The sequence below is a fragment of the Arthrobacter glycogeni genome (assembly GCF_054511155.1).
Genome location: NZ_JBTNDE010000010.1, coordinates 78,496 through 102,733, shown reverse-complemented (window position 1 = coordinate 102,733; position 24,238 = coordinate 78,496). Strand labels below are relative to the sequence as shown.

The 24,238-nt window shown below is 66.1% G+C and carries 24 protein-coding genes; 3 read left to right on the top strand and 21 right to left on the bottom strand.

Translation table 11 applies throughout. From position 1 onward, the window contains the following. Positions 1–37 precede the first annotated feature (37 nt). Together ACX80O_RS08825 and hflX are read right to left on the bottom strand one after the other, a co-directional pair. Positions 38–2,056 (bottom strand): ATP-dependent DNA helicase, encoded by a 2,019-nt coding sequence (locus tag ACX80O_RS08825; RefSeq protein WP_459333214.1) that lies wholly within the window; start codon positions 2,054–2,056, stop codon positions 38–40. Continuing rightward, complete coding sequence (gene hflX / locus ACX80O_RS08820; RefSeq protein ID WP_459333213.1) at positions 2,049–3,593, bottom strand: GTPase HflX; 1,545 nt, start codon at positions 3,591–3,593, stop codon at positions 2,049–2,051. The genes ACX80O_RS08825 and hflX overlap by 8 nt, the downstream gene beginning before the upstream one ends. Positions 3,594–3,887: 294 nt before the next feature. Here hflX and ACX80O_RS08815 point away from each other — a divergent pair, with 294 nt between their 5' ends. Then, a complete protein-coding gene (locus ACX80O_RS08815; protein ID WP_459333212.1) occupies positions 3,888–4,496 on the top strand; it encodes a class I SAM-dependent methyltransferase in 609 nt (202 codons plus the stop codon). A 10-nt stretch (positions 4,497–4,506) separates the two neighbouring features. Here ACX80O_RS08815 and dapF read toward each other — a convergent pair whose 3' ends face one another. The 7 genes from dapF to ACX80O_RS08780 all read right to left on the bottom strand — a co-directional run bounded on the left by dapF (position 4,507) and on the right by ACX80O_RS08780 (position 11,682). Beyond that, on the bottom strand, positions 4,507–5,451 hold the full coding sequence (gene dapF / locus ACX80O_RS08810; RefSeq protein WP_459333211.1) for a diaminopimelate epimerase: 945 nt from the start codon (positions 5,449–5,451) through the stop codon (positions 4,507–4,509). 4 nt (positions 5,452–5,455) lie between these two features. Continuing rightward, positions 5,456–6,385: a tRNA (adenosine(37)-N6)-dimethylallyltransferase MiaA gene (miaA, locus tag ACX80O_RS08805; protein WP_459333210.1), complete on the bottom strand. Its 930-nt coding sequence runs from the start codon at positions 6,383–6,385 to the stop codon at positions 5,456–5,458. Between the two features lie 2 nt (positions 6,386–6,387). Further along, entirely contained in the window at positions 6,388–7,911 is a 1,524-nt protein-coding gene (gene miaB, locus ACX80O_RS08800) for a tRNA (N6-isopentenyl adenosine(37)-C2)-methylthiotransferase MiaB (protein ID WP_459333231.1), read from the bottom strand. Between the two features lie 107 nt (positions 7,912–8,018). Continuing rightward, positions 8,019–9,329 carry a coiled-coil domain-containing protein gene (locus tag ACX80O_RS08795; protein ID WP_459333209.1) on the bottom strand — a complete coding sequence of 437 codons (1,311 nt, stop codon included), beginning with the start codon at positions 9,327–9,329 and terminating at the stop codon, positions 8,019–8,021. A gap of 246 nt (positions 9,330–9,575) precedes the next feature. Continuing rightward, a complete protein-coding gene (locus ACX80O_RS08790; protein WP_459333208.1) occupies positions 9,576–10,193 on the bottom strand; it encodes a regulatory protein RecX in 618 nt (205 codons plus the stop codon). Between the two features lie 6 nt (positions 10,194–10,199). Next, positions 10,200–11,273, bottom strand: a complete 1,074-nt coding sequence (gene recA, locus ACX80O_RS08785) for a recombinase RecA (RefSeq protein ID WP_459307950.1) — start codon at positions 11,271–11,273, stop codon at positions 10,200–10,202. 190 nt (positions 11,274–11,463) lie between these two features. Continuing rightward, positions 11,464–11,682 carry a DUF3046 domain-containing protein gene (locus ACX80O_RS08780; protein ID WP_459333207.1) on the bottom strand — a complete coding sequence of 73 codons (219 nt, stop codon included), beginning with the start codon at positions 11,680–11,682 and terminating at the stop codon, positions 11,464–11,466. Between the two features lie 99 nt (positions 11,683–11,781). Between ACX80O_RS08780 and ACX80O_RS08775 the strand changes: the two genes are divergently transcribed. Beyond that, on the top strand, positions 11,782–12,255 hold the full coding sequence (locus ACX80O_RS08775) for a MarR family winged helix-turn-helix transcriptional regulator (protein ID WP_459307952.1): 474 nt from the start codon (positions 11,782–11,784) through the stop codon (positions 12,253–12,255). A gap of 81 nt (positions 12,256–12,336) precedes the next feature. Here the strand turns inward: ACX80O_RS08775 and ACX80O_RS08770 are convergent, their stop codons facing one another. From ACX80O_RS08770 to dapA, 6 genes are all read right to left on the bottom strand, one after another. Then, positions 12,337–12,777 carry a helix-turn-helix domain-containing protein gene (locus ACX80O_RS08770; RefSeq protein ID WP_459307953.1) on the bottom strand — a complete coding sequence of 147 codons (441 nt, stop codon included), beginning with the start codon at positions 12,775–12,777 and terminating at the stop codon, positions 12,337–12,339. Positions 12,778–12,903: 126 nt separating this feature from the next. Then, the gene (locus tag ACX80O_RS08765) at positions 12,904–13,413 is read right to left on the bottom strand and encodes a CinA family protein (protein ID WP_459307954.1); all 510 of its coding nucleotides are present in this window, start codon (positions 13,411–13,413) and stop codon (positions 12,904–12,906) included. Beyond that, the gene (gene pgsA, locus ACX80O_RS08760) at positions 13,413–14,036 is read right to left on the bottom strand and encodes a CDP-diacylglycerol--glycerol-3-phosphate 3-phosphatidyltransferase (RefSeq protein WP_459307955.1); all 624 of its coding nucleotides are present in this window, start codon (positions 14,034–14,036) and stop codon (positions 13,413–13,415) included. Before pgsA ends, ACX80O_RS08765 begins: the two co-directional genes overlap by 1 nt. A gap of 9 nt (positions 14,037–14,045) precedes the next feature. After that, complete coding sequence (locus tag ACX80O_RS08755; protein ID WP_459333206.1) at positions 14,046–16,961, bottom strand: FtsK/SpoIIIE family DNA translocase; 2,916 nt, start codon at positions 16,959–16,961, stop codon at positions 14,046–14,048. A gap of 136 nt (positions 16,962–17,097) precedes the next feature. Further along, positions 17,098–18,789: a ribonuclease J gene (locus tag ACX80O_RS08750; protein WP_459333205.1), complete on the bottom strand. Its 1,692-nt coding sequence runs from the start codon at positions 18,787–18,789 to the stop codon at positions 17,098–17,100. Continuing rightward, complete coding sequence (dapA, locus tag ACX80O_RS08745) at positions 18,786–19,733, bottom strand: 4-hydroxy-tetrahydrodipicolinate synthase (protein ID WP_459333204.1); 948 nt, start codon at positions 19,731–19,733, stop codon at positions 18,786–18,788. The genes ACX80O_RS08750 and dapA overlap by 4 nt, the downstream gene beginning before the upstream one ends. A gap of 88 nt (positions 19,734–19,821) precedes the next feature. Here dapA and ACX80O_RS08740 point away from each other — a divergent pair, with 88 nt between their 5' ends. After that, positions 19,822–20,994: a heparan-alpha-glucosaminide N-acetyltransferase domain-containing protein gene (locus tag ACX80O_RS08740; protein ID WP_459333203.1), complete on the top strand. Its 1,173-nt coding sequence runs from the start codon at positions 19,822–19,824 to the stop codon at positions 20,992–20,994. Here ACX80O_RS08740 and ACX80O_RS08735 read toward each other — a convergent pair. From ACX80O_RS08735 to moaC, 6 genes are read right to left on the bottom strand one after another with little or no spacing between them, the layout of a single operon-like run. Beyond that, a complete protein-coding gene (locus ACX80O_RS08735; protein ID WP_459333202.1) occupies positions 20,977–21,435 on the bottom strand; it encodes a hypothetical protein in 459 nt (152 codons plus the stop codon). The genes ACX80O_RS08740 and ACX80O_RS08735 overlap by 18 nt on opposite strands. A 58-nt stretch (positions 21,436–21,493) precedes the next feature. Beyond that, positions 21,494–21,976 (bottom strand): hypothetical protein, encoded by a 483-nt coding sequence (locus ACX80O_RS08730; protein ID WP_459333201.1) that lies wholly within the window; start codon positions 21,974–21,976, stop codon positions 21,494–21,496. Between the two features lie 5 nt (positions 21,977–21,981). Continuing rightward, positions 21,982–22,740 (bottom strand): 4-hydroxy-tetrahydrodipicolinate reductase, encoded by a 759-nt coding sequence (gene dapB, locus ACX80O_RS08725; RefSeq protein WP_459333200.1) that lies wholly within the window; start codon positions 22,738–22,740, stop codon positions 21,982–21,984. A gap of 43 nt (positions 22,741–22,783) precedes the next feature. Continuing rightward, entirely contained in the window at positions 22,784–23,266 is a 483-nt protein-coding gene (locus ACX80O_RS08720) for a molybdenum cofactor biosynthesis protein MoaE (protein WP_459307963.1), read from the bottom strand. Then, a complete protein-coding gene (locus tag ACX80O_RS08715; RefSeq protein WP_459333199.1) occupies positions 23,256–23,738 on the bottom strand; it encodes a MogA/MoaB family molybdenum cofactor biosynthesis protein in 483 nt (160 codons plus the stop codon). The genes ACX80O_RS08720 and ACX80O_RS08715 overlap by 11 nt, the downstream gene beginning before the upstream one ends. Beyond that, positions 23,735–24,220 carry a cyclic pyranopterin monophosphate synthase MoaC gene (gene moaC, locus ACX80O_RS08710; RefSeq protein ID WP_459307965.1) on the bottom strand — a complete coding sequence of 162 codons (486 nt, stop codon included), beginning with the start codon at positions 24,218–24,220 and terminating at the stop codon, positions 23,735–23,737. The genes ACX80O_RS08715 and moaC overlap by 4 nt, the downstream gene beginning before the upstream one ends. Between the last annotated feature and the right edge of the window lie 18 nt (positions 24,221–24,238).

The following is a 24,238-nucleotide window of genomic DNA, read 5'->3' as shown; positions in this document are numbered from 1 at the left end:
AGGCGAACCGCGCCGAACCGCGCGGAGGGGAAAACTGTTAGGGGCTGGGCTCCCCGGCCAGGCGCTCGAGGACGCCCACCGCCGTTGCGCGGTCCGTGGTCGACCAGAAGGGTGGCAGCGCCGCCCGCAGGAACGACCCGTAGCGCGCGTTGGCCAACCGGGAGTCAAGGATCGCGACCACTCCCCTGTCCTCTGTCGCGCGGATCAGCCGACCTGCTCCCTGCGCCAGCCGGACCGCAGCATGGGTGGCTGACACGCTCATGAACCCGTTGCCGCCGGCCTTGGCCACGGCCCTGGTCCTGGCGGTCATCAAGGGGTCATCTGGCCGGGGGAAGGGTATCCGGTCGATTGTGACCAGCCGGCAGGACCTGCCTGGGACGTCGACGCCCTGCCAGAGGGACATGGTGCCGAAGAGGCATGTGTCGGGCTCATCGGAGAACTGTTTGACCAGGGCTGACATCGAGGATTCGCCCTGGCACAGGATCTGAAAATCGACCCGGGGACGCAGCGCCTCGGCTGCTTCCTCGGCGGCCCGGCGCGAAGAGAAGAGTCCCAGCGCGCCGCCGCGGGACGCCTTGAGAAGGACCTCGAGTTCGTCGAGCTGTTCTGCCGAGGTGCCTCGTTCGGGCTTCGGCAGGTCCTTGGCGACGTAGAGCACGCCCTGCTTCGGGTAATCGAACGGACTGCCGACGTCGACGCCCGTCCAGGAGGGAGCCGAAGCTCCGGCAAGGCCCAGCGACCCGGCAACCGGCCCAAACTCGGAGCCGATAGCCAGCGTTGCCGACGTCAGCACGACGGTGTGATCGGCGAACAGGCCCTCACGCAGTTTCCCCGCCACCGACAGTGGAGCAATGTTGATCGTGGCCGGTGCGGCGTCGTCGGGCTGCGAGTACCCGGTACCGGGCGAGAAGGTGCTGGGCCGTGATGCCCAGAGTACTTCGCCCGCAGGGGTGGCCGTGAGGAGGCGCTCACAGAGTTCGAAGACCGCCAGCACATGGGATTTGGCAAGTTGACGCCCACCGTCGGCGGGCGTCGGCCCGTCACCCTTGGCGTCCGACAGGACGGCACGGCAGGCCTCACGGACCTGGGTAACGGCCGATTCCTGCTCCTCGTCCAGCCCGGACGCCATCAGCCCTGATGGGATCCCTTCCACTGTCGACTCGAAGAACCGGTTCGCCGAGTCAAGGGGTTCGGCACTCACCGACAGGTGCCTGCGCGCGGCCGACGCCGCGGCGGAGATCATGCCGGTGGAGAGTTGCCCGGAGACCGCGCCCGTGACGCGGTCATGCAGTTCGTGTGCCTCGTCGATCACCACGACGTCGTATTCGGGGAGCACCGCCAGCCCCTCGAAGGCGCTGATGGCGAGCATCGCGTGGTTGGTGATGACAATGTCGGCGTCGCCGGCTTTGGCCCGGGCCCGTTCGCTGAAGCACTCGGCGGCGACCGGGCACTTCTGTGCACCGAGGCATTCCATGCTGGTCACCGACACCTGACGCCAGGCCTGCTCACTGACGCCGGGGGTCAGCTCGTCACGATCACCGGTATCGGTGGTCTCGGCCCACTCCCTGAGGCGGACCACCTCGCGGCCCAGGGGTGTGGCGGGGCCGGCCGCTGGGTGCGGGGCTGCTGTGTCCTCCCCCATACTGAAAAGTGCCTCCGGTGCACCTTCCTCAGGGAAACCGCCGCCCGTCTTGTGTTTGCACACGTAGTTGCCGCGGCCCTTCAGGAGCACGACGTCCACCGGCCGGGGCAGTTTTCCCTTGAGGGCCTTCAGTAGCCGCGGCACGTCACGTCCGACAATCTGCGCCTGAAGGGCGAGGGTCGCCGTCGAGACGATGGCCGGCTTCTCATGGGTCAGTGCGTGCGAGATCAGCGGGATCAGGTACGCCAGAGACTTACCGGTGCCCGTGCCCGCCTGGACCAGCAGGTGGTCGCCGGAGGTCAATGCTTCGGCTACCCGCCGAGTCATCTCATGCTGGCCGACACGGTTCTCGCCGCCCATGGCATCGACTGCTGCATCGAGGAGTTCCAGCGGCCCAATGGTACCGCTAGGCATGCTGGCGGAATTCCTCCAGCTCGGCGGCGAGACCCTCGCGGACCATCACATCGAGGCGGGTGCCCGACTCGACGTGCTCAAGACTGAGGATCTCGGCGTCGGACTGGTGGAGCCGGCTCACGACGTCGCCACGCTCGTACGGCACGAGCAGTGCCAGCTTGACGCTGGGGCGCGGGATAGCGGCGCTGACGGCTTCCAGCAGCTCCGCGATACCCTGCCCGGTGCGCGCGGAGACTACGATATGCCGTGGCTCGCGCTGGCGGAGCCGCTCGATCACAAAGGGATCTGCCGCGTCGGCCTTGTTCAAAACGATGATCTCTGGGACCTTGCGGGCGTCCACCTCGGAGAGGACCTCCCTCACGGCGGCAATCTGCCCCTCCGGGTCAGGGTGGGACACGTCCACTACGTGCAGGATCAGGTCCGAGTCGGCGATCTCCTCCAGCGTCGACCGGAACGCTTCGACGAGCTGCGTCGGCAGCGACCTGACGAAGCCAACAGTGTCTGCGAGGGTGTAGCCCAGCCCATCGGCCGTCTCTGCCTTACGCACCGTGGGATCCAGCGTCGCGAACAGCGCATTCTCCACCAGGACCCCGGCGTGGGTCAGCCGGTTCAGGAGCGACGACTTCCCGGCGTTGGTGTAACCGGCGATCGCTACCGAAGGAATCTCATTACGACGGCGGTTGGCGCGCTTGGTTTCGCGGGCCGGCTTCATGGCGCTGATTTCGCGCCGCAGCTTGGCCATCCGGGTGCGGATCTTTCGCCGATCGAGTTCGATCTTCGTTTCGCCGGGGCCACGTGAGCCCATACCGGCGCCGGCACCACCGACCTGGCCGCCGGCCTGACGGGACATTGAGTCGCCCCAGCCACGAAGCCTGGGGAGGAGGTACTCAAGTTGGGCTAGCTCAACCTGGGCTTTACCCTCACGGGATTTGGCATGTTGGGCGAAGATATCGAGGATCAGGGCTGTCCGGTCGATGACCTTGACCTTGACGATGTCCTCCAGGCCACGACGCTGGGACGGGGAGAGCTCGCTGTCGACGATCACGGTGTCGGCTCCGGTGGCGACCACGATGTCCTTGAGCTCCTGGGCCTTACCGGAGCCGAGGAAGGTGCCGGGGTCCGGTTTGAGTCGACGTTGGACTATTCCGTCAAGCACCTCGGAGCCGGCGGTGGCGGCAAGGGCGGACAGTTCGCGCAGGGAATTCTCGGCGTCTTCAGCCGTGCCTTCGCTCCACAGTCCGGCGAGGACGACCCGCTCCAGACGGAGTTGGCGGTATTCGACCTCGGTGACGTCTTCGAGCTCGGTGGACAGCCCTGCGACCCGCCTCAGCGCGCGCCGTTCGTCGAGATCCTGTTGGTCGCCGTCGTAAGACGAACGTGCGCCGTCGTTAGCCGACGAAGGCCCGGCGAAACGGTTTCCAGCCCCCTTCGCGGACACTGCTTCATCCTTCGCCAGGATCCTGTCGATGACTGCCTGAATTTCGGCTGGGCCAATCTCCGGTTCCGGCGTGGCCGGTCCCCCGTTACTCGTGGACATACGCTCCCTAAATGGTGTTGCTCAATGGTAATCGCCCCAGCACCCATTGCGGGAGGCAATTCACTGAGCGCGCAATCATTTCGTCCCCCGACTCTGGGCCGGATCGGTGAGCAACGTGGACCGCGTGGGTCAGTTCAGGCCTTGAGGGTGGAAATACCGCTCACCGATGCCTAGATTGCTCACCGGAACGGACCGGGTGCCCAACGGTGTCCCGCGGTGCCCGCCCGCCGCCCGCCCGGGGTCGGTAGCGGACAACCCCGACCCCTCACCACATATCGTCTAGGCTGGTTTGTTATGGATTCCCACTACTTCAGCGCCCAGCCGTCCGGCCCGGAGACCCGCAAACCGCTGCGCACGATGCTCGCCGGGGTGGAGCGCACACTGGTGACCTCCTCAGGAATTTTCAGCGCTGATTCGATCGACAAGGGCACCCGCATCCTGCTCGCCGAGGCGCCCGATCCGGTGGGCGGGCGAATGTTGGATATCGGCTGCGGCTGGGGGCCGCTGGCGCTCACCATGGCCCTGAAGGCGCCCGACGCCGAAGTGCTCGCCATCGACGTCAACGAACGGGCCCTGGCACTCACGGTAGAGAACGCGAAGCTGCTGGGACTGAACAATGTGCTGGCCCAGCGTCCCGAGGAGGTCGACGCCGACGCAACCTTCGACACCATCTGGTCCAATCCCCCAATCCGGGTCGGCAAGGATGAGTTGCACGCGCTGCTGCTGAAATGGCTTCCGCGGCTGTCCCCGGGTGGTTCAGCCTGGCTGGTGGTGCAGAAGAACCTCGGTGCCGACTCGCTGCAGAAGTGGATCGCCGATCAGCTGGGCGATGGCTTCGAGATATCCAGGACGGCCACCTCGAAGACGTTCAGGGTCATCCGGGTCGAGCGGCTCCGCGCCTAGAAGATAGCGCCTAGAGGAGGGTGCCGGTAGCCACGAACACGACTGGCCCGCTGAGGCTGACATGTTCACGGCCGTCGGTTCCGGCATGAAAGCGCACGCCGACGACGCCGCCGGGCACCTCGACCCTCCACACCAAGGGAGCCTCGGCCCCTGCCCAGAACCTGGTGGCCACGGCGGCGGCACAGGCCCCGGTGCCGCAGGATAGGGTTTCCCCGACGCCACGCTCGTGAACCCGCATGCGGACCTGGCCGACACCGTCGTTCACCAGCGGGTCGTGGGGCACCACGAATTCAACGTTGGTGCCATCGGCGGGCGCGGGCTGGACCAGTGGCGCGTCGAAGAGCCGGGTCGCCTCAAGTTCGGCGGGATCGGCGAGGGCCACCACTGTGTGCGGGTTGCCCATGCTGATGGATAGTGCAGGCCGGGGCACTTCAAGGCCGGTGGCCTCGACCAGCGAGTCCGTGCCGCGTGCGGTAGCGACGTCGGGGAAGATGAACTCCCAGGGCCCCATATCCACCGAATAGCCGTCGGGCGACCGCTCCACCACTTTGATCCCACCGCGGGTCCCGATTGACACGGTGGCTCCCTCGGCGAGGCTAAGAAGCCCAGCCGACACCAGCAGATGGACAAACACCCGGACCCCGTTGCCGCACATCTCCGACAGTGAGCCGTCCGCGTTGCGGTAGTCCATGAACCATTCCGCCGAGGGGTCGCTCTGCAGCAATGCCCTGCCCTCGGGGAGGTACTGGGATCGGATGGCCCGGATCAGCCCGTCCGCTCCGATCCCGCGATGCCTGTCGCAAATGGTCCGGACGTCGTCGGGCCCGATCTCCAACGCTCCATCCGGGTCGGTGATCAGCACAAAGTCGTTGCCGGTGCCGTGGCCCTTGGTGAAGGACCTCCCGGTGAGGGTGGTCGGGGCGGGGGAAACAGGGGCGTCGGGTGGTGTAGTCACGTGTCTAGGATAGGCCGAAGGTCTGCCGGATGTGGTCCGCAGCCCGAGTGCTGAGGTGCGGATCCTCCCAATCGAGCCAGGTGATCCGCGGGTCGGCGCGGAACCACGTGAGCTGTCGGCGCGCGAAGCGACGGGTCGCGTCGATGGTCTCGGTGGCCGCCTGGTCCAAGGTCAGCCCACCATCGAGAACCTGGAGGAATTGGGCGTAGCCGAGCGCTCTGGACGCGGTGCGGCCGGTGCGCAGCCCGTGGTTGTCGAGGCTGGCCACTTCCTCAAGCAACCCTTTATCCACCATGGTGTGAACCCTGGCCGCGAGGCGCTCCCGCAGGAGGGCGCGGTCGACCTGCAGCCCAAGCTGCAGCGATGGCTGGTGGTAGCGGCGTTGCGGCATGAAGGAGCTGAAGGGACGGCCGGTCACCTCGTGGACTTCCAGCGCGCGGATCAGGCGCCGATCGTCGAGGTCCCGCCCGGCAGAGAGCGGGTCGATCTGCGCCAGCCGCTGGCGGAGCGAATCGGCCCCGTCGCGGGCCAGGTCTGCCTCCAGCCGGGCCCTGACAGGGGGGTTGGTACCGGGGAATTCGAGCATATCGAGGGCTGCCCGCACGTAGAGACCGGATCCGCCGACCAGGATCGGCAGTTTGCCCCGGTCCCGGATGGCGGTGATCGTCGCGCGTGCCTGCTGCTGGTAGGCCGCCACGCTGGCTTCCTCATGCACGTCGAGGGTGTCCAGCAGGTGATGCGGTATCCCCTGCCGTTCCTGGACTGTGACCTTGGCGGTGCCGATGTCCATGCCCCGGTAGAACTGCATGGAGTCGGCGTTGATGATCTCGCCGTCGAACTGCTGCGCCAGGTCAATGCCGAGCGAGGACTTCCCCGATCCGGTGGGCCCGACGACGGCAATCAGGGGTGGCGCTGCTGTGCCCGTCGCAGTCACCGTTAGGCGCCGCGGACCGGGAGCGAGGGCATCCCCAGCGACACAGCACCCGCAGTTGCGGCCCCGGGGCCGGTCGCACCGGGTGCCGGCGCACCGCAGGAATCGGCCTGGGACCTATCCCAGGCGTCGCCGGCCCGGGACCTGCGGATGTGAATGTCGGCGCCCGACGCTGGGTCGGCGACCAGGTGGAAGGCAGCGGCCTCGGTGACCGTAACAGTCACCAGGTCGCCGGGCCGGGGTGGCTCGACCCCGTCGGGTACCGAGAAGTGCACCAGCCGTTGATCGCGGGCCCTGCCCGACAGGCGGTGGGTTTCGCTGGCTTTGCGGCCCTGTTGGGCGGTCACCATCAGCTCGACGGTGCGTCCGAGCTGGAGTGCGTTTTCTTCGGCGGCGATCCGGTCCTGTAGAGCGGTCAGGCGCTCGAACCGTTCCTGCACCACAGCCTTCGGGATCTGGCCGGGCAGGTCCGCGGCGGGCGTGCCGGGACGCTTGGAGTACTGGAAGGTGAAGGCGGTGGCGAACCGGGACTGCTCGACGACGTCGAGGGTGGCCTGGAAGTCCGCCTCTGTTTCCCCGGGGAACCCGACAATGATGTCGGTGGAGATTGACGCGTGCGGCATCTTCTCCCGCACCCGGTCCAGGATGCCCAGGAACTTTGAGGAGCGGTAGGACCGGCGCATGGCTTTCAGAATCTGGTCGGATCCCGACTGCAACGGCATGTGCAGCTGGGGCATCACAGTGGGCGTCTCGGCCATCGCGTCGATGACGTCGTCGGTGAACGCTGCGGGGTGGGGGCTGGTGAACCTGACCCGTTCGAGGCCTTCAATGCTGCCGCAGGCACGGAGCAGTTTGGCGAATGCCCCCCGGTCGCCGAATTCCACCCCGTAGGAGTTGACGTTCTGTCCCAGCAGGGTGACCTCAATGGCGCCGTCGGCGACCAGCGCCTCAATCTCGGCGAGGATCTCCCCCGGGCGCCGGTCGCGTTCCTTGCCCCGCAGGGCCGGCACAATGCAAAAAGTGCAGGTGTTGTTGCAGCCAACCGAAATCGACACCCAGCCGGAGTAGACCGCGTCGCGCTTGGTCGGCAGAGTGGAAGGAAAGACATCGAGGGACTCGAGAATCTCCAGTTGCGCCTCGTTGTTGTGACGGGCCCGCTCCAGCAGGGCTGGGAGGGCACCGACGTTGTGGGTGCCGAACACTGCGTCAACCCACGGCGCCTTCTTCAGGATAGTGTCGCGGTCCTTCTGGGCGAGGCAGCCTCCAACGGCGATCTGCATGCCGGGATGTTTTTCCTTCACCGAGGCGAGCATGCCAAGGTTTCCGTACAGCTTGTTGTCGGCATTTTCACGGACCGCGCAAGTATTGAAGACGACGACGTCGGCCTGCGTGCCGGTGGCCGCCGTGTAGCCGGCGTTTTCCAGTAGCCCCGAGATCCGCTCGGAATCGTGGACGTTCATCTGGCACCCGTAGGTGCGAACCTCGTAGGTGCGCTGCGCCCGTGATAGTGGCGTGGGGTCTCCCGCCAGATCGGCGGCGGGATCTGCGGGAAGGGTAGGGGCGATAGGACTCACCCGTTAAGGGTACGTGTGCCGGGCGTGGCCCCACAATCGGCTCCGGGCGGGGGCAGGGGTGGTTAGTACCAGCCCACACGTTGGGAATGCTGCCAGGCGGCGCAGGGTGATCCGTACCGGCCCGAGATATAGCCCAGACCCCATTCGATCTGGGTGCGGTAGTTGGTGCGCCAGTCGGCGCCGGCACTGCCCATTTTACTGCCGGGCAGTGACTGCGGGATGCCGTAGGCGCCACTGGAGGGGTTGTTGGCGCTGGTCAGCCACCGGGATTCTTTGTTCCAGAGGTCTACCAGGCACTGGAACTCGCCGTCGCCCCATCCGAATGAGGAGAGGCGGGAGGAGGCGTAGGCCTGTGCTCCGGCAGGGTCGTCAACGATCGGTGCCGGGGCCGGCGGAGCTGGTGCAGGGGTTGGCGCGGGCGCGGGTACAGGGGCCGGCTCAGGGTGCGCCGGGGCAGGGGCCGGGCCCGGTAGGAGCGCTGGCGGACGTGGCGCCGGTGCCTGGGGCGCCGGCATCGGGGGCGCCTGTGTCGGGGGCGCCTGTGTCTGGGGCGCCTGTGTCGAGGGCGCCGACTTCTGGGGGGTCGGCGGCCGACCTGCCGGATCCGCTACCGCGGGCGGTGCAGGAGCTCGGGGAGGTGCCGTGGTCATCTCAGCGGACTCGACCGCCGCCCGAACTAGCGCAGCAGCCTCTGCTGCCGCTTGCTGCTCGAGGAAGGCGGCCTGCTCCTGCAAGCCTTGAATGCGCTCGGCCTCCACCGAGGCCGTCGTGTCATTGAGCTCCGCGAGCTGTTCGAAGAGCTCCGCGGCCCGGGCTTCCTGCTCCTGGACCCAGGCCCGCGCTGCAGCGTCGTCGCCCCGGGCGACGCTGAGACGGTCGGCGGCTTCGGCAGTGAGTTCACGGTGTCGGTTGGCGGCAGCGGCGTAGCGGTCCTGGAGGGATTCCACTTCCTGCTCCGCTGCTACGGCGTTGCTGTAAGAGCCGGCGGCACGATCGGTGACCCTTTCCAGCACCATCATCCGGTCGAGGAGATCCATGGCGCCCTCAGGATCCAGCAACGCCAGCATCCCGGTGTTCGTGCTTCCCGTCTTGTAGGAAAGAGCGGCAGCGGCTCCCGCTGCCTCATGCTGGTCGGCCGACTCGGCTCGCGCATTGACGAGCTGGATCGCAAGGGTATCGGAGAGCCGCTCACTGACCCGTAGCTCCTCTACCGCGCGGGTGTGGTCGGCAGCGGATTCTACCGCCGCGTCACCCAGCTCTGCCGAGGTCGAGCGGAGCCCCTCCAACAGGGATTCGATGTCCGTGACCTGGCCCCGTTTGGCGGCGGCGTTGTCCTTGGCCTGACGAATGTCGTCCCAGGTCGGAAAGTCCAAGGCGACAGCGGGAGTAACTGGGGTCAGGAGCGAGGCACCAAGGACTAGCACGGCTAACGCTGCACCAGCGCCCATCCGTGCAGCAGTTAAAGTCCGCCCCAACCCGATCATGACGCTGCTCAGCCTACAGTTCAGGGTTCAGGGTCCGCCAGACCTTTGTTGGCCGATTAAGGGAACGAATGGATAACGGGTCAATGGAGCGAGACAACCCTGAACCAACCGGCTGCATCAAGTGGATGCGTCGGGTCAGTCGAGATCCGGACCAGCGCCGGTTCCCTCAGCATCATCGGCGTCAATGTCCCTAGCGGCCTCGTCGAGCACCAATCTGACCACGCTGAAGGCCAGCGACGGGCCGTAGCCCTTGCGTCCTAGCATGCTCACCAGCCGTCGGGTCTCTTTGTCACGGGCGGCCCTATCCGTGCACACGGCGCCAGGCCGGTGCTTGCGGCGGACGAGCTCTTCAGCTGCGTCGCGCTCCTCGTCGTCGCTCACCTGGGCGAGGGCCTCCTCGGCGATGTCCCCGTGGATACCTTTCCCGGCCAGTTCACGTTTCAGCGCGCTCCGGGCCAGCGACCGGGTCGAGGCCCGGCTCCTTACCCACATCATGGCGAATTCTGCGTCGTCAACCAGCTCGACCTCTTCGAACCGGTCCAATACGGCGACAGCCACCTCGTCCGGCACATCCCGCTCCGCTAGTTTGGAGGCGAGCTGATGGCGACTTTTTGGTGCCAGCGTCAGTTGGCGCAGCACGATCGAGCGGGCGGTCGCGTACGGGTCGGCATCGGGCTCGGAGGCCCGCTTTGCGGTTCCAGGGATGCCCTCTTCTGTCCCACCCCTGGAGCCGCCATTCCGTCCGAACGCCATGGTTGCCTAGCGGTTCTCTCCGCTAACCGCCTTCAGCTTGGGCTCAACCTTTGCCTTTGGCTCGACCGTTGCGTCCTCGGCCGCTACCCCCACGCCGAGCTTCTCGCGGATGCGGCGTTCCAGCTCGTCGGTGAGGTCTGGGTTGTCGAGTAGGAACTTCCGTGCGTTTTCCTTGCCCTGACCCAGCTGGTCCCCGTCGTAGGTGAACCAGGCACCGGACTTTTTGACCAGGCCGTTTTCGACGCCGACGTCGATCAGCCCGCCCTCGCGTGAAATTCCGTAGCCGTACAGGATGTCGAACTCGGCCTGTTTGAAGGGCGGCGCCATCTTGTTCTTGACTACCTTGGCGCGGGTCCGGTTTCCGACCGGGACCGCACCCTCCTTCAGTGTCTCGATCCGGCGGACGTCAATCCGGATGGACGCGTAGAACTTCAGCGCTTTACCACCGGTGGTTGTTTCGGGGCTACCGAAGAACACGCCGATCTTCTCTCGAAGCTGGTTGATGAAGATCGCTGTGGTTTTGCTCTGGGCGAGGCGACCGGTGATCTTCCGGAGCGCCTGACTCATTAGCCGTGCCTGCAGGCCCACGTGGCTGTCGCCCATGTCGCCCTCGATCTCGGCGCGCGGCACCAGTGCTGCCACCGAGTCGATCACGATCACGTCAATCGATCCGGAACCGATCAGCATGTCCATGATCTCCAGCGCCTGCTCGCCGGTGTCCGGCTGGGACACCAGGAGGGCGTCGGTATCGACACCCAGTCGTTTGGCGTACTCGGGGTCAAGGGCGTGCTCAGCATCGATGAATGCCGCAATGCCACCGTTGCGTTGCGCGTTGGCGACAGCGTGCAGGGCCAGGGTCGTCTTACCTGAGGACTCCGGACCGTAGATCTCCACGACCCTGCCCCGGGGAAGCCCGCCAATGCCCAGCGCGGCGTCAAGCGCGATCGAACTGGTGGAAATGGTCTCAATTGGGGCGCGCACCTCATCGCCCAGACGCATCACCGAGCCCTTGCCATACTGCTTGTCGATCTGCGCGAGTGCTGCTTCGAGTGCTTTCTCGCGGTCTGCTGGTGCGGCCATTCTTCACCTCGGTTTGTTATGGCCGTGACGGCCTTTTTCGTGTTCAATTCGACCGTAACCCGGGGCACTGACAAATTGAGAAGCATCACGGCGTATGTGGATAACCATGACTGCCGTCTGTTAGAAATGATAGTCCTATCCGAACAAATATTCGAATAACTCGCGCGGCGTGTCAGGGGCTGGCCGGGCCCTAGGTGGGGGTGATGTCTCGGCCCAGGCGCCGTTCAAGTGGTACGTCCTGCAGCTCACACACCGCCGCCCAAATGTCCCGGGGTCCGATTCCTGCGCCGAGCGCCTCCACCGGAGTGCGACCCCCGAGTTCCGCCAGGACGATGGTGCGGGCCAGGGTACGGGAGTACCCGCCCCCAAACTCGTCATCCATAAGCCGCCAAAAGGCACTGGTTCGCATGGGGTAATCCTCTCACTTCTGCCCGGCTGGCGGTTCGACTTATTCTCCCAACGAAACTCTTTCCCCGGCGATTGTGTCGGTCACCATAGAATGAACCACATGACAGCCGAGCATCGTGAAGCCGACCCCACCGTTGACACTGCCATTCAGGCACTGGAGCAACAACTGAGCATGTTGTGGCGGAGGGCACGATCGAACTCCTACAAGGTGGCCAGGCGGGTCCACCCGGACATGGAGCCGGCTGCCTATGGGCTGCTGGTCATCCTCCAGCGCGAGGGTGCCATGAGACTGACGGACATCGCCGCGAGCATCGGCGTCGGGAAACCGTCGGTCAGCCGCCAGATCGCCATGCTCGAGCAGTTGGGGCTGGTGCAGAAGGAGGCCGACCCCCTGGACGGCCGCGCCCAATCCATCACCCTGACCCCCGCCGGATCGCAGCAGTTGGTCACCGCACAGACTGCCCGCAAGGAAGCGTTCCACAATCTGATGGATGACTGGGACGTCAAGGACCTCACCACCCTCGGCCAGCTGATCGCCCAGCTCAATGAGACGTACACCAAAGACAAGTGGTGATTGACCCACAACACAACCCGCCGGGATTGTCCCGGCGGGTTGTGTTTATACGGTCTCGGTGAGACTGCTTCGACCGCGCCGTTAGCGGTTCGTGGCTGCTAGTCCGCGGCTGAAATCGTTGGCGAGGTCATCGCGGATGTCTCCCACGAAAGCCCTGGCGAATTCCTGTGGGACGGTGTCGGGTACTGACACACCCTCCGCCTCGGCGAGACGCTCACTGACCTCGCGGAGCATGAGGGACAACGGGACGTCGAGCGCCGTGCAGATGGAGGAAAGAAGCTCGGAGGACGCTTCCTTCTGGCCTCGCTCCACCTCGCTCAGGTAACCCAGCGAGACTCGTGCGCTATGCGACACCTCGCGCAGTGTGCGTCCCTGCCGCTGGCGAACGTCCCGCAGGACATCCCCAATCTCGTGGCGTAGCACTACCATCTTGCGCTCCTTCGGCTTCCGCTGTGCGTCATCCGCCAACCCCACATCCCGCCAACGGACTACTCCGTTTATGGATACGGGTTGCTTTACCATCTGAATCGCCATGCTCCCTCGTTGCATTTGAACCGGAGTCTCCTTACGGAGCTGTACCGGCTTCGTAGTGTCAAGCCTAAGCTGTCAACCTGTTCAATGGCTGACAGTAATGATAACTGTTCGGTCCTAGGATTTGTTCCCTGCGTCCTGCTCTCGCAATACAGCACTCAATTGGTCCAGTGCGGCAGCACACGCACGCTGGCGCACCTCCTCCCGGTCGCCGTCGAACAGGTACTCGCTGACAGTTGTTCCGGCCGCCGACGCGACAGCAACGAAAACTGTGCCGACGGCTTTGCCCCCGTGGGGTTCGGGCCCGGCGGCCCCGGTGGTCGACACGGCCAGATCAGCGGTGAACACCCGGCGCGCCCCGTCAGCCATTTGGCGGGCGACGACGGCGTCCACGGCTCCGGTTGCCGCAAGCCCATCGGCGTCAACACCGAGAACATCCACCTTGACCCTGTTCTGGTAGGTCACCGCCCCGCCCTGAAAAACAGCGGACGCGCCGGGTACCGCTCCGAGCTCCGCGGCAACCAGCCCGGCGGTCAGCGATTCGGCTGTCGCGACGGTCAGGTTTCGGGTGGCAGCCAGGCTGACCACCTCGGCGGCGGACCCCGACGCGTCGGCGGAGGTAGCCATTACGACGTTGGGCCGGGCTGTCCCGGAGCGCGGGCGTCGCGTCGCAGCCGGACCGCCTGCACAATGTAGTCCAGCCCGGTGATGACGGTGACAGCAACGGCCGTGAGCATCACGGCGATGGCCAGCCAGGAATACCAGTCCCCCACCAGACCGGCGAGCGGGAGCAGGTACAGGAAGATCGCGAAGGTCTGGATCACGGTTTTGAGTTTCCCGCCCCGCGAGGCGGGCATCACCCCATACCGGATGACGGCGAAGCGCAGCACGGTGATGCCGAGTTCACGGACCAGGATCACGATGGTCACCCACCACCAGAGTTCGCCCAGGATTGAGAGCAGGATCAGGGCAGAGCCGATCAGCAGCTTGTCGGCGATCGGATCCGCGATCTTCCCGAAGTCGGTGATCAGCCCTCGGCTGCGGGCCAGGTCGCCGTCCAGCTTGTCGGTGTAGATCGCGACGGCGAAGACCGCCACGGCCAGCCAGCGGAACAACCCCCCGCTGCCGTCGTCGGCTGAGTCGTCGAGGAGCAGGAACCAGATGAAGAACGGGACCAGCAGGATCCTCACCACCGTAAGGACGTTGGCGATGTTCAGCGTAGGGACCTGTTTGGCCGGAGGGATACTCACGGCTCAAGGCTACCTTCCCGTGAGGGACCAGGCGTCAGTGGAACCGTCAGCGTCGTCGTCGGACCCGTCGTGATACTGACCCGTCTGGCGGCGGGCCTCAAGGTCGTCGGCCACCAGATCGATGGGCGCCGCAGCGCTGGCGGCCGGTTCGTCGGGGACCGAGACCGGGCCGTCGCCGCGCATCGCGCCGAGCACGGCGGCCAGGTCATCCGGCTTGACCAGCACATCACGGGCCTTGGAGCCCTCCGAGGGGCCCACCACGCCGCGGGACTCCAGCAGGTCCATCAGCCGGCCCGCCTTCGCGAACCCAACCCGCAGTTTACGTTGCAGCATGGAGGTGGACCCGAACTGGGTGGTGACCACCAGTTCGGTGGCCTGCAGCAGGACGTCGAGATCATCCCCAATGTCGTCGTCGATCTGCTTCTTCGGGGCCTCGACGGCCACGTCCTCCCGGTAGTTGGCCTTCAACTGACCCTTGACGTGTTCCACCACGCGGTGGATTTCGGATTCGGTGACCCAGGCGCCCTGCACGCGCATCGGCTTGGAGGCGCCCATCGGGAGGAAGAGCGCGTCGCCCTGCCCAATCAGTTTCTCGGCGCCTGGCTGGTCCAGGACCACGCGGGAGTCGGTGACCGACGACGTCGCGAACGCCATCCGTGACGGCACGTTGGCCTTGATCAGGCCGGTGACGACGTCGACCGACGGTCGCTGGGTGGCGAGGACCAGGTGGATACCGGCGGCACGCGCCAACTGGGTGATGCGCACAATCGAGTCTTCGACGTCGCGTGGTGCCACCATCATCAGGTCGGCGAGCTCATCGACGATGACCAGGAGATAGGGGTAAGGGCGGACCACGCGCTTCGATCCCTCGGGCGGGATGACCTTCCCGTTCCGGACGGCTTTGTTGAAGTCGTCGATGTGCTTGTACCCGTAGTTGGCGAGATCGTCGTAGCGGGTGTCCATTTCGCGGACTACCCACTGGAGCGCCTCGGCAGCCTTTTTGGGGCTGGTGATGATGGGGGTGATCAGGTGGGGAACGCCTTCGTAGGCGGTGAGTTCCACGCGTTTGGGGTCGACCATCACCATGCGCACCTCGTCGGGGGTGGAACGCATCAGGATCGACGTGATCATCGAGTTCACGAACGATGACTTACCGGCGCCGGTGGCACCAGCGACCAGCAGGTGGGGCATCTTGGCGAGGTTGGCGACGACGAACCCGCCTTCAACGTCCTTGCCGACGCCCATCACCATCGGGTGGTCGGTTTTGCGGGCGTTGCCGGAGCGCAGGACGTCGCCCAGCGACACCGTCTCGCGGTCGGTGTTGGGGATCTCGATGCCGATCGCCGACTTGCCCGGGATCGGCGACAGGATGCGGACGTCGGAGCTCGCCACCGCGTAGGAAATGTTCTTGGACAGGGCGGTCACCCGCTCCACCTTGGTGCCCGGTGCCAGCTCGATCTCGTACCGGGTCACCGTGGGACCGCGGGAGAACCCGGTAACTTTGGCATCCACGTGGAACTGGTCGAGGGTGTGGGTCAGCGCGGCGACCACCGAGTCGTTGGCTTCGGAGCGTTCCTTGGGAGGGGTTCCCGCGGGTAGGTAGTCCGACGGCGGGAGGGTGTAGGTGACATCACCGGCCAGTTGCAGCTGCTCGGTCCGCTGCGGCATGGGGGTTGGCGGTACCTGCGGTTGCACGGGGGTCGAGGGAACCCGGGGCACCGCTGTGGGGAGCACTGCCATGGCTTCGGTGGCCGGTTCGGGGCTCTGGGCGCCCGGGTCGTGTCCGGGGTCGTGGGGATCAGCCGGGATACCGTGATCCTGCTTGATCTTCTCGGTAGCCCGTTCCTGCTGGGTGGGACGACGGACCCCCGGCGGTACCCGCGGCTCCGTGGGAGCAGCGGCCTGGTGCCCCCGCTGGTCCTGGGCATCGTGATCGACGTCGTCGTCCACCACCGCCCGCTCAAACGCCTCGTCGCCGACGTAGCCGTCCAGCTCAGCCTGCTCCCGGTCAGCCGCGCGGTCACGTCCGAAGAGGCGCATCCTTCGCTTGGGCTTCTTCGTGGGGGTGGAGGGGCGTTCGTCGAGGTAGCTCTGGTCGTGCTTCCCGTCGGCGGCTTCGCCGTCACCACGCTCGCCCTTCTTCTGCCGATCCTCGTCAATGAGGTCCTGCCCCATGAGGTGTTCATACAGGGCCCGGAGCCGGGAGGGGATATGCCGGAAGGGGGTGGCGGTAACGATAAGCACGCTCAAAAAGATCAGGACCGACAGCAGAACAACCACTGGCCAGACGGTCAGGATAGCGCTCAGCGGGCCAGCAACCAGGAAGCCAACCACTCCCCCGGCCTGCCACAGGCGTTCGAAGCCGTCCACGAGGGCGGGCGCCCCGCCGGAGAGGTGCGCGATACCGGAGCCAGCGAACAAGGCGATGGTCATGCCGATGCCGACCCGGTTGTTGGCACGGTGATTCTCGGGGTACCTGAAAAGACGGACCGCACCGATCAGCAGCATGAACGGCACCAGCAGCGCCATCCAGCCGAACGTTCCGGCGGCGACAGCGTGCACGACGTCGGCGCCGGGCCCGGTCAGTGCCCACCACTCGACTGCGGCAACGGCAACGCTAAGAATCATGAGGAACAGGCCTGTGCCATCCCGGCGCAGTTCCTTCTCCGGGCGGACATCATGACCAAACTTGCGGACTCCCGATGCAACCATGTGGGCCAGGCCCATCCATAGTCCCCTCAGGGCGCGCAGCGGCAGGGGAAGGGTGTCACCGGGCTGCACGGGCTGCTGTTTGGTCGGTTGCCGGGTGCTGCCGCCACTTTTGGTAGCACCGCTGCGGCCCGAAGTTGAACGCGCAGCAGTCGAAGTGTTCTTACCGCGCGACTGCTGTGAACCTCTGGGGCCCGGGGAAGTACGAGTCGCCATGGAGCTAACGGTACCGGACATCGCCCCGGATTTCCGGGACATACGCGGCCGGTTCTGCACTGCCGCCTGCACAGCTGCCCGCCAGGTGAGCGAGTTCGGTGGGCATCGAGGCCTATGCCCAGTGGGTCCCGGTCGCCTAGGCCTCCAGGACCACCGGGATGATCATGGGCCGACGGCGATAGCGACGGTTCACCCACGTGCCAATCACCCTGCGGACCACCTGCTGCAACTGGTACACGGTGTGGTCCTTGTTACTCATGACGGCTTCCTCGAGTGCCGCGTTGAGCTGGGGCTTGATCTCGTCGAACACCGAGTCGTCTTCGGCGAAGCCCCGGGCGTGAATGTCGGGACCCGACACGATCTTTCCGGTGCTCCGGTTGACCACGGTGACGATGGAGATGAACCCCTCTTCGCCGAGGATGCGGCGGTCCTTGAGATCGGCGTCGGTGATCTCCCCGATGCTCGACCCGTCCACGTAAACGAACCCACATTCCACCGCCCCAACGATGCGGGCGACACCATTCGCCAGGTCGATCACCGAGCCGTCGTCGGTCAGCAGCACGTTCTCGGTGGGGACGCCGGTCTGCTCGGCCAGCCGGGCGTTGGCGATCAGGTGCCGGGTTTCACCGTGTACCGGCATCACATTGCGTGGCCTGATGATGTTGTAGCAATAGAGCAGTTCGCCCGCCGCAGCGTGCCCGGAGACGTGGACCTTCTCGTTGCCCTTATGGATGACGTCGGCACCGAGCTTGAGTAGCCCGTTGATCACCCTGAACACCGCGTTCTCGTTGCCGGGGATCAGGGAGGATGCGAGGATCACCGTGTCGCCCTTGCCCACGGTGATTCTGTGGTCGCCGTTGGCCATCCGGGACAGGGCCGCCATCGGCTCCCCCTGGGACCCGGTGGACATCAGCACCACTTTGTCGTCGGGCAAACTGTCGACGTTCTTGATGTCAACGAGGATTCCGTCGGGGACTTTCAGGTACCCCAACTTCGTGGCGATGGTCATGTTCCGCACCATTGATCGCCCGGCGAAGCAGACGAAGCGCCCGTGGGCTTCGGCGGCGTCGAGTACCTGTTGGACCCGGTGGATGTGGGACGAGAACGAGGCGACGATAACCCGTTTGGTGACCTGTCCGAACAGCCGGTTCAGGACCGGGCCGATCTCGCGTTCAGCGGTGGTGAAACCGGGCACGTCGGCGTTCGTGGAGTCGACCATGAACAAGTCAACCCCCTCCTCGCCGAGCCGCGCGAACGCCCTCAGATCGGTGATGCGCCCGTCCAGCGGAAGCTGGTCCATCTTGAAGTCCCCGGTGTGCAGGACGTTTCCGGCAACAGTGCGGATGAAGACGGCGAGGGCATCCGGGATGGAGTGGTTGACCGCCACGAACTCGCATTCGAACGGGCCGAACTGCTCAATCTGCCCCTCGGTAACGGTGAGGGTGTAGGGAGTGATCCGGTGTTCCTGCAGTTTCGCTTCGATCAGGGCCAGCGTGAGCTGGGAGCCGATCAGCGGGATGTCTTTCTTGTGCCGCAGCAAATAGGGGACGGCGCCAATGTGGTCCTCATGACCGTGCGTCAGGACCAGGCCGACGACGTCGTCGAGCCGGTCCTCGATGTACGAGAAGTCGGGGAGGATCAGGTCGACGCCGGGCTGGGTTTCTTCGGGGAACAGCACTCCACAGTCGACGATCAGAAGTTTGCCGTTCAGTTCGAACACCGCCATGTTCCGGCCAATTTCGCCGAGACCGCCCAGTGGGACGATGCGCAGCACGCCCGGCGCGAGGTCCGGTGGGGCGATGAGTGCTGTGGCGGCCGACACCGTCATGCCCGGGTTCCCTCCGAGCGGCGGGTGGAGCGCGGGCGGTCGAAGTTCATCCCCGCTTCGGCCAGGTCGGCGAGAATGGGCTCCATCTCGGTGGTGGAGGGCCCTACGAGGGGCAACCTGACCACAGCGTTGGGGATGAGGCCCTGCATTTTGAGGATCTGCTTCGCTGAGACAGTACCGGGGAGGTGGGTCATGACTGCGCGGACCACCGGATCAAGCTCGAAGTGGATCCGGCGGGCGGTGTCGACGTCGCCCGCGCCGGCGGCGTCGACCAGGGCTCTGAACTGGGCAGTGGCGACGTGCGCGCTGACGCTGACCACGCCAACGCCGCCGGCGATCATCCAGGGCAGGGTGAGGCCGTCGTCGCCGGAGTACACGTCGAGGGTGGTGTTGGCGAGCACCCGGGTGATCTCGGCGAAGTCAGCTTTCGCGTCCTTCAGCGCCACGATCTTCGGGTTGTCCGCCAGCCGGATCATGGTCTCGGTGCGGATCGGGATTCCGGACCGGCCCGGAATGTCGTAGATCATGATGGGCAGATCCGTGGCTTCGGCGACCGCCTCGAAGTGGGCCAGCACACCGGCCTGGGTGGGCTTGTTGTAGTAGGGGGTCACCACCAGTTGACCGTCGACGCCGGCGCGCACGGCGCGCTGCGCCATCTCGATGGAGTGCGAGGTGTGGTTGGTGCCAGTGCCGGCGATGACCTTGGCACGCCCGCCCACCGTTTCGACGACTACCCGGAAGAGGTCTTCCTTCTCCTGGTCCTCGAGCGTTGACGTCTCTCCGGTGGTACCGGAGATCACCAGCCCGTCGCAGCCGTCGTCGACCAGCTGATTAGCGAGCTGGGCGGTGGCCTCGAAGTCAACGCTGCCGTCAGCGTGGAACGGGGTCACCATCGCTATGGCCAGGGTGCCGAAGGGAAGGGTGCGGGTGTCGGTGTGAGCCATGGGTAAAACGTTACCCGCTTCGGCACTGATTGGCGCCCGCCACGCATCCCCGCCGCGGTGCGACTCCCCGCCGTGAGACGATCAGGTCATGGTATCTGGCAAGGCAACCCGTCGACTGAGCGGAGTCGACGCCGCCCGCGGCGTGGCTCTTTTCGGGATGATGAGCACCCACATTTTCCCCCTCTATGTTCCGGGTAGCGCGACCGCCACCTGGGTGGCGCTGGTCTTCTCCGGGCGGGCATCGGCCCTGTTCGCCGTCGTCGCCGGACTTGGCCTGGCCTTGCTGACCGGAGGGCACCGGATCCATAACCGCCCGTCGTTGGGGATGGACCGCCGGGGTATCGCAGCCCGGGCCGCGGTGATCATGCTGATCGGGCTGATGCTTGGCGGACTGGAAACCAACATTGCCATCATCCTGTTCCACTATGGGGTGCTGTTCCTGCTTGCCCTGCCGTTCGTGTCGATGCCCCTGCGGCGCCTCGCGTGGTGGGCTGCCGGGTGGGTGCTCCTCTCCCCCGTCGCCGCGTACCTGCTGCGGCCGTGGATCGCGGACACCGTCAGCCCGCCATCGGTGGGCGGTAACCCCCTGTTTGAAACGCTGCTTGAACCGGCAACCCTGCTGGCTGACATCACGGTGACCGGCTACTACCCGGCGCTGCAATGGCTGAGCTACCTCCTGATCGGGATGGCCGTCGGTCGGCTGCCGCTGAGAGACCTTCGTGTGCAGCTGGGACTCGTCGTTTCCGGTGCCGCAGTGGCCCTTGCGGCGAAGGCGGCCAGCGGCTACCTGCTGGGACCGGCCGGCGGCCTGACGGCACTATTGCAGACCCCCGACGGCAGCCGGTACCCGCTGGAGGCGATGATGAACGTCAGCCTGACCGGTGTTGACCAGTCGGGCTCGTGGTGGTGGTTGGCGGTCAGCGCCCCCCATTCGGGCTCTCCGCTGGATCTGCTGCACACCAGCGGGACGGCTGCCCTGGTGATCGGGCTATGCCTGCTCGCGACCCGGCGGTTTGAATCCGCGCTGCTCCCCTTGTCCGCGGCGGGCGCGATGACCCTGACCCTGTACACCCTGCATATCTGGACCATGAGCATTGTCGACGCCCAGAATCCCGTGCCGGAACCGTCTCTGGTCTACTGGGGACAGGTGGCCGTCTTCGTCGTCCTGGGGGTGCTCTTCCTGAAGGTCAATGCCCGCGGGCCGTTGGAGCTGGTCACCTCGGGTGCGTCCCGGACGGCTCGGTCAGGCCCGGGCAGCTGACGCTGGCTCGGAGCGGCGGCGGGCGTGATTGACGCCGTGGACTGTCAGGAGAATCCCGGCCAGCATGCAGCCGGCCACGAGCAGCAACGGACCGGCACCGACCGGGCTGATCAGCAGACTCATCAGGATCTGGTAGCTGGTCGATTCGCTGATGCCATCTGGTGCGGGGATGAACATGGCGTAAGGATTCATCCCCTGTAGGGAGAACACCACCGACGACACTCCCGCCACCACCATCAGGAGGGCCAGCAACCAGGCTGCCATGAAGAACGGGTTGACCGACCGTTTACCCGTGACGCGGTGCCGGGTGGTCCCATCATCGGTCCGGCGCTGCCCCGCCTCACCGTAGTTGCCGTCGTCGCCGTGTGTTGCCTGACGATCACCTGACGCACCCACTTCGGTGATGATGACCCGGTCCGTATCGTCTCTCTCAGTCCCCATGGGGCGACACTATGGATCTTCTGCCGCGGAGCCAACCGGGTGCACCCGCCACGGGAGGTTAGCGGGCTGTTGCGTACAGTTTCCCGGCCGTCCGCATGGAGCGCCGGGCACGGGTCCTGTCCCCGGCTGCGTCGTAGGCGCAGGAGAGCCTGAACCAGCCCCGCCAGTCCTCAGGTGCCGCTTCTACTTCCGCCTGGTATTCGGGGAACCGGGCGTCGGCCGCCGACCTGACAATCCGGCCAGCGGGAGTCCGGGGGAGGTCGTCGATGGGTAGCCTCCCTTCGGCGTCGAGGTCGTTGGCCATCTTCGACGTCTGCAGCCCGAACAGGAGTTCGCGGATCATGGCCCAGCCGCCGATCAACGGCAGCAAGAGATAGGCGAGTCCCAGGGCCTTGGCCACCAGATCGGGGTCGGCCAGGAGGATGATGCTGCGTTGCAGGGCGACGACGAGCCAGAAGACGAGCAGCAGGCTCACCAGGGCCACCCCCACCTTGGCACGGTGGCGCTTCAGGGTGCCGAAGAATCCAACAGTTTCAGCCATGCGGCTCACGCTTCCAGATCGAGGTAGCCGTCCAGCCCCACCGTCAGGCCGGGGTGGGATGCGACGCCGCGGACACCCAGCAGGACGCCGGGCATAAACGACTCGCGGTGATACGAATCATGACGGATGGTGAGCTGCTCCCCCGCGCCGCCCAGGAGCACTTCCTGGTGCGCCACCAGACCGCGCAGCCGCACCGAATGCACCCGGACGCCGTCGACGTCGGCGCCGCGGGCACCGTCACGCTCACTGGTGGTCGCGTCGGGACTCAGCGGGAGGCCGGCTTCGCGGCGGGTCTGGGCGATCAGGGTTGCCGTCCGGACGGCAGTGCCGGAGGGCGCATCGATCTTGTCGGGGTGGTGCAGTTCGATAATCTCCACCGACTCGAAATATCGGGCGGCGCGGGCGGCAAAAGCGGTGGCGAGTACCGAGCCGAGCGCAAAGTTGGGGGCGATCAACACGCCGGTCGCCGGGTGGTCGACCAGGAGGGTGCGGAGCCGGTCCAGGCTGGGCTCGTCCCAGCCGGTGGTGCCCACCACGGCGTGGATGCCGCGTTCGACGGCGAATGTCACGTTCGCGAGCGTCGCGTCGGGCACCGACAGATCAACGATGCACTGCGCGCCGGCGGCCACGAGGGTGTCCAGCGAATCGTGCCGCCCCAGGGCGGCGACGAGGTCAAGGTCCGGCGCGGCGTCGATGGCTTTGACCGCTTCCGACCCCATCCGCCCGGCGGCTCCCAGCACGGCGACGGCAAGTTGTTCAGTCATAACACCCAACCCTACTGATCAGCTACTCTCCTGCCCATTTGGGTCAGGAGTCCGCCCCGGCGGCCGGAGGTTCAGTGCCGCCACCGGTGGAGGCTGCACTGCCGGCCCCGACCCATTCGACGGTACCGTCGGTGAAGAACTGTTCTTTCCAGATGGGGACCCTCTCCTTGACTGTGTCCACCAGTTCCGAGCACGCGGCGAAGGCCTCGCCGCGATGCGCGGAGGCGACTGCTGCCACCAGCGCAGGATCACCGATAGCCAACGGGCCGACGCGGTGTGCCACCCAGATCCGGACGCCGTCATACCGGGCGGCGATCTCGTCGGCGATCCCGGCGATGATCCGCCCGGCACTGGGATGCGCCGTGTAGCTCAGGGAGGTGACTTCTCGGCCGCCGTCGTGATTCCTGACCACGCCGCCGAACCCGACCACAGCGCCGCAGTCCGCAGCGTCGACCCGCGCGAGGGCCTCGTCGAGACTGATGCTGTGCTGCGCGAGGGACACATGCACCACACTGCTAGTGTTCACTTTTTCCTTCCAGCTGGGAGCAGATGTGCCCCAGCAGCGGTTTGAGGACGGCCAGGCCGTCCTTGACCCCGCCGGGCGAGCCGGGCAGGTTGATGACGAAGGTGGTGCCCGCGGTACCGGCATGGCCCCGGCTGAGCGCCGCCGTCGGCACCTTTTCGGTACCGACGCGGCGGACGGATTCCATGATGCCGGGCAGATACCGCTGGAGGTACGGTGCGGTTTGTTCGGGGGTGACATCGTCGGGGCTGAGCCCGGTCCCGCCGCTGGTGATGAGCACCGAGGGTGAACCGGTGAGTGCCGCACCGATCGCCAGGCCCACCTGGTCGCCGTCGGGCACCACGTGTGCCTGCTCCGCCGCGAAACCGTTCTCCAGCAGCCAGCCGAGGATGACCGGGCCACACTCGTCCTGGTAGATCCCGGCGGCGGCCCGGGTGGACGCGATGATTACTGCTGCGGTGCGCGGCCCGGTCATGCCGTCCAGTCCCCGCTTTTGCCGCCGGACTTCGCCAGTACCCGCGTGTCGGTGATGACGGCGCGCTTGTCCACGGCCTTGATCATGTCGTAGAGCGCCAGAGCTGCCAGCGACGCCCCGGTCAGTGCTTCCATTTCGACGCCGGTGACCGCCGTCGTCTTGACCAGGCAGGTGATAGTGACCGTGTTGTCGGCGGCGCTGAAGTCGACGGTGATTTTGCTCAGCGGCAGCGGATGGCACAGCGGGATCAACGAGGAGGTCTGCTTGGCGGCCATGATCCCGGCCACCCGGGCGACAGCCAACGCGTCACCCTTGGGGAGCCCGCCGGCGGTGATCAGGCCCACCACCTCGGCGGTGGTGCGCAGGACGGCTTGCGCGGTGGCCTCGCGCGGCGTTTCGGTCTTGGCTGACACGTCAACCATGTGCGCGCTGCCGTCCTCGCGCACATGGCTGAGCGACGCCGGGCCGGTGTTCTCGGTCATGCTGTCCTCACTGTCATG

Excerpts from the sequence above, each read along its gene's own strand:
- ACX80O_RS08825 (WP_459333214.1), bottom strand. The coding sequence starts at position 2,056 with ATGCCTAGCGGTACCATTGGGCCGCTGGAACTCCTCGATGCAGCAGTC.
- hflX (WP_459333213.1), bottom strand. The coding sequence starts at position 3,593 with ATGTCCACGAGTAACGGGGGACCGGCCACGCCGGAACCGGAGATTGGC.
- ACX80O_RS08815 (WP_459333212.1), top strand. The coding sequence starts at position 3,888 with ATGGATTCCCACTACTTCAGCGCCCAGCCGTCCGGCCCGGAGACCCGC.
- ACX80O_RS08790 (WP_459333208.1), bottom strand. The coding sequence starts at position 10,193 with ATGGCGTTCGGACGGAATGGCGGCTCCAGGGGTGGGACAGAAGAGGGC.
- recA (WP_459307950.1), bottom strand. The coding sequence starts at position 11,273 with ATGGCCGCACCAGCAGACCGCGAGAAAGCACTCGAAGCAGCACTCGCG.
- ACX80O_RS08780 (WP_459333207.1), bottom strand. The coding sequence starts at position 11,682 with ATGCGAACCAGTGCCTTTTGGCGGCTTATGGATGACGAGTTTGGGGGC.
- ACX80O_RS08775 (WP_459307952.1), top strand. The coding sequence starts at position 11,782 with ATGACAGCCGAGCATCGTGAAGCCGACCCCACCGTTGACACTGCCATT.
- ACX80O_RS08770 (WP_459307953.1), bottom strand. The coding sequence starts at position 12,777 with ATGGTAAAGCAACCCGTATCCATAAACGGAGTAGTCCGTTGGCGGGAT.
- ACX80O_RS08765 (WP_459307954.1), bottom strand. The coding sequence starts at position 13,413 with ATGGCTACCTCCGCCGACGCGTCGGGGTCCGCCGCCGAGGTGGTCAGC.
- ACX80O_RS08755 (WP_459333206.1), bottom strand. The coding sequence starts at position 16,961 with ATGGCGACTCGTACTTCCCCGGGCCCCAGAGGTTCACAGCAGTCGCGC.
- ACX80O_RS08750 (WP_459333205.1), bottom strand. The coding sequence starts at position 18,789 with ATGACGGTGTCGGCCGCCACAGCACTCATCGCCCCACCGGACCTCGCG.
- dapA (WP_459333204.1), bottom strand. The coding sequence starts at position 19,733 with ATGGCTCACACCGACACCCGCACCCTTCCCTTCGGCACCCTGGCCATA.
- ACX80O_RS08740 (WP_459333203.1), top strand. The coding sequence starts at position 19,822 with ATGGTATCTGGCAAGGCAACCCGTCGACTGAGCGGAGTCGACGCCGCC.
- ACX80O_RS08735 (WP_459333202.1), bottom strand. The coding sequence starts at position 21,435 with ATGGGGACTGAGAGAGACGATACGGACCGGGTCATCATCACCGAAGTG.
- ACX80O_RS08730 (WP_459333201.1), bottom strand. The coding sequence starts at position 21,976 with ATGGCTGAAACTGTTGGATTCTTCGGCACCCTGAAGCGCCACCGTGCC.
- dapB (WP_459333200.1), bottom strand. The coding sequence starts at position 22,740 with ATGACTGAACAACTTGCCGTCGCCGTGCTGGGAGCCGCCGGGCGGATG.
- ACX80O_RS08715 (WP_459333199.1), bottom strand. The coding sequence starts at position 23,738 with ATGACCGGGCCGCGCACCGCAGCAGTAATCATCGCGTCCACCCGGGCC.
- moaC (WP_459307965.1), bottom strand. The coding sequence starts at position 24,220 with ATGACCGAGAACACCGGCCCGGCGTCGCTCAGCCATGTGCGCGAGGAC.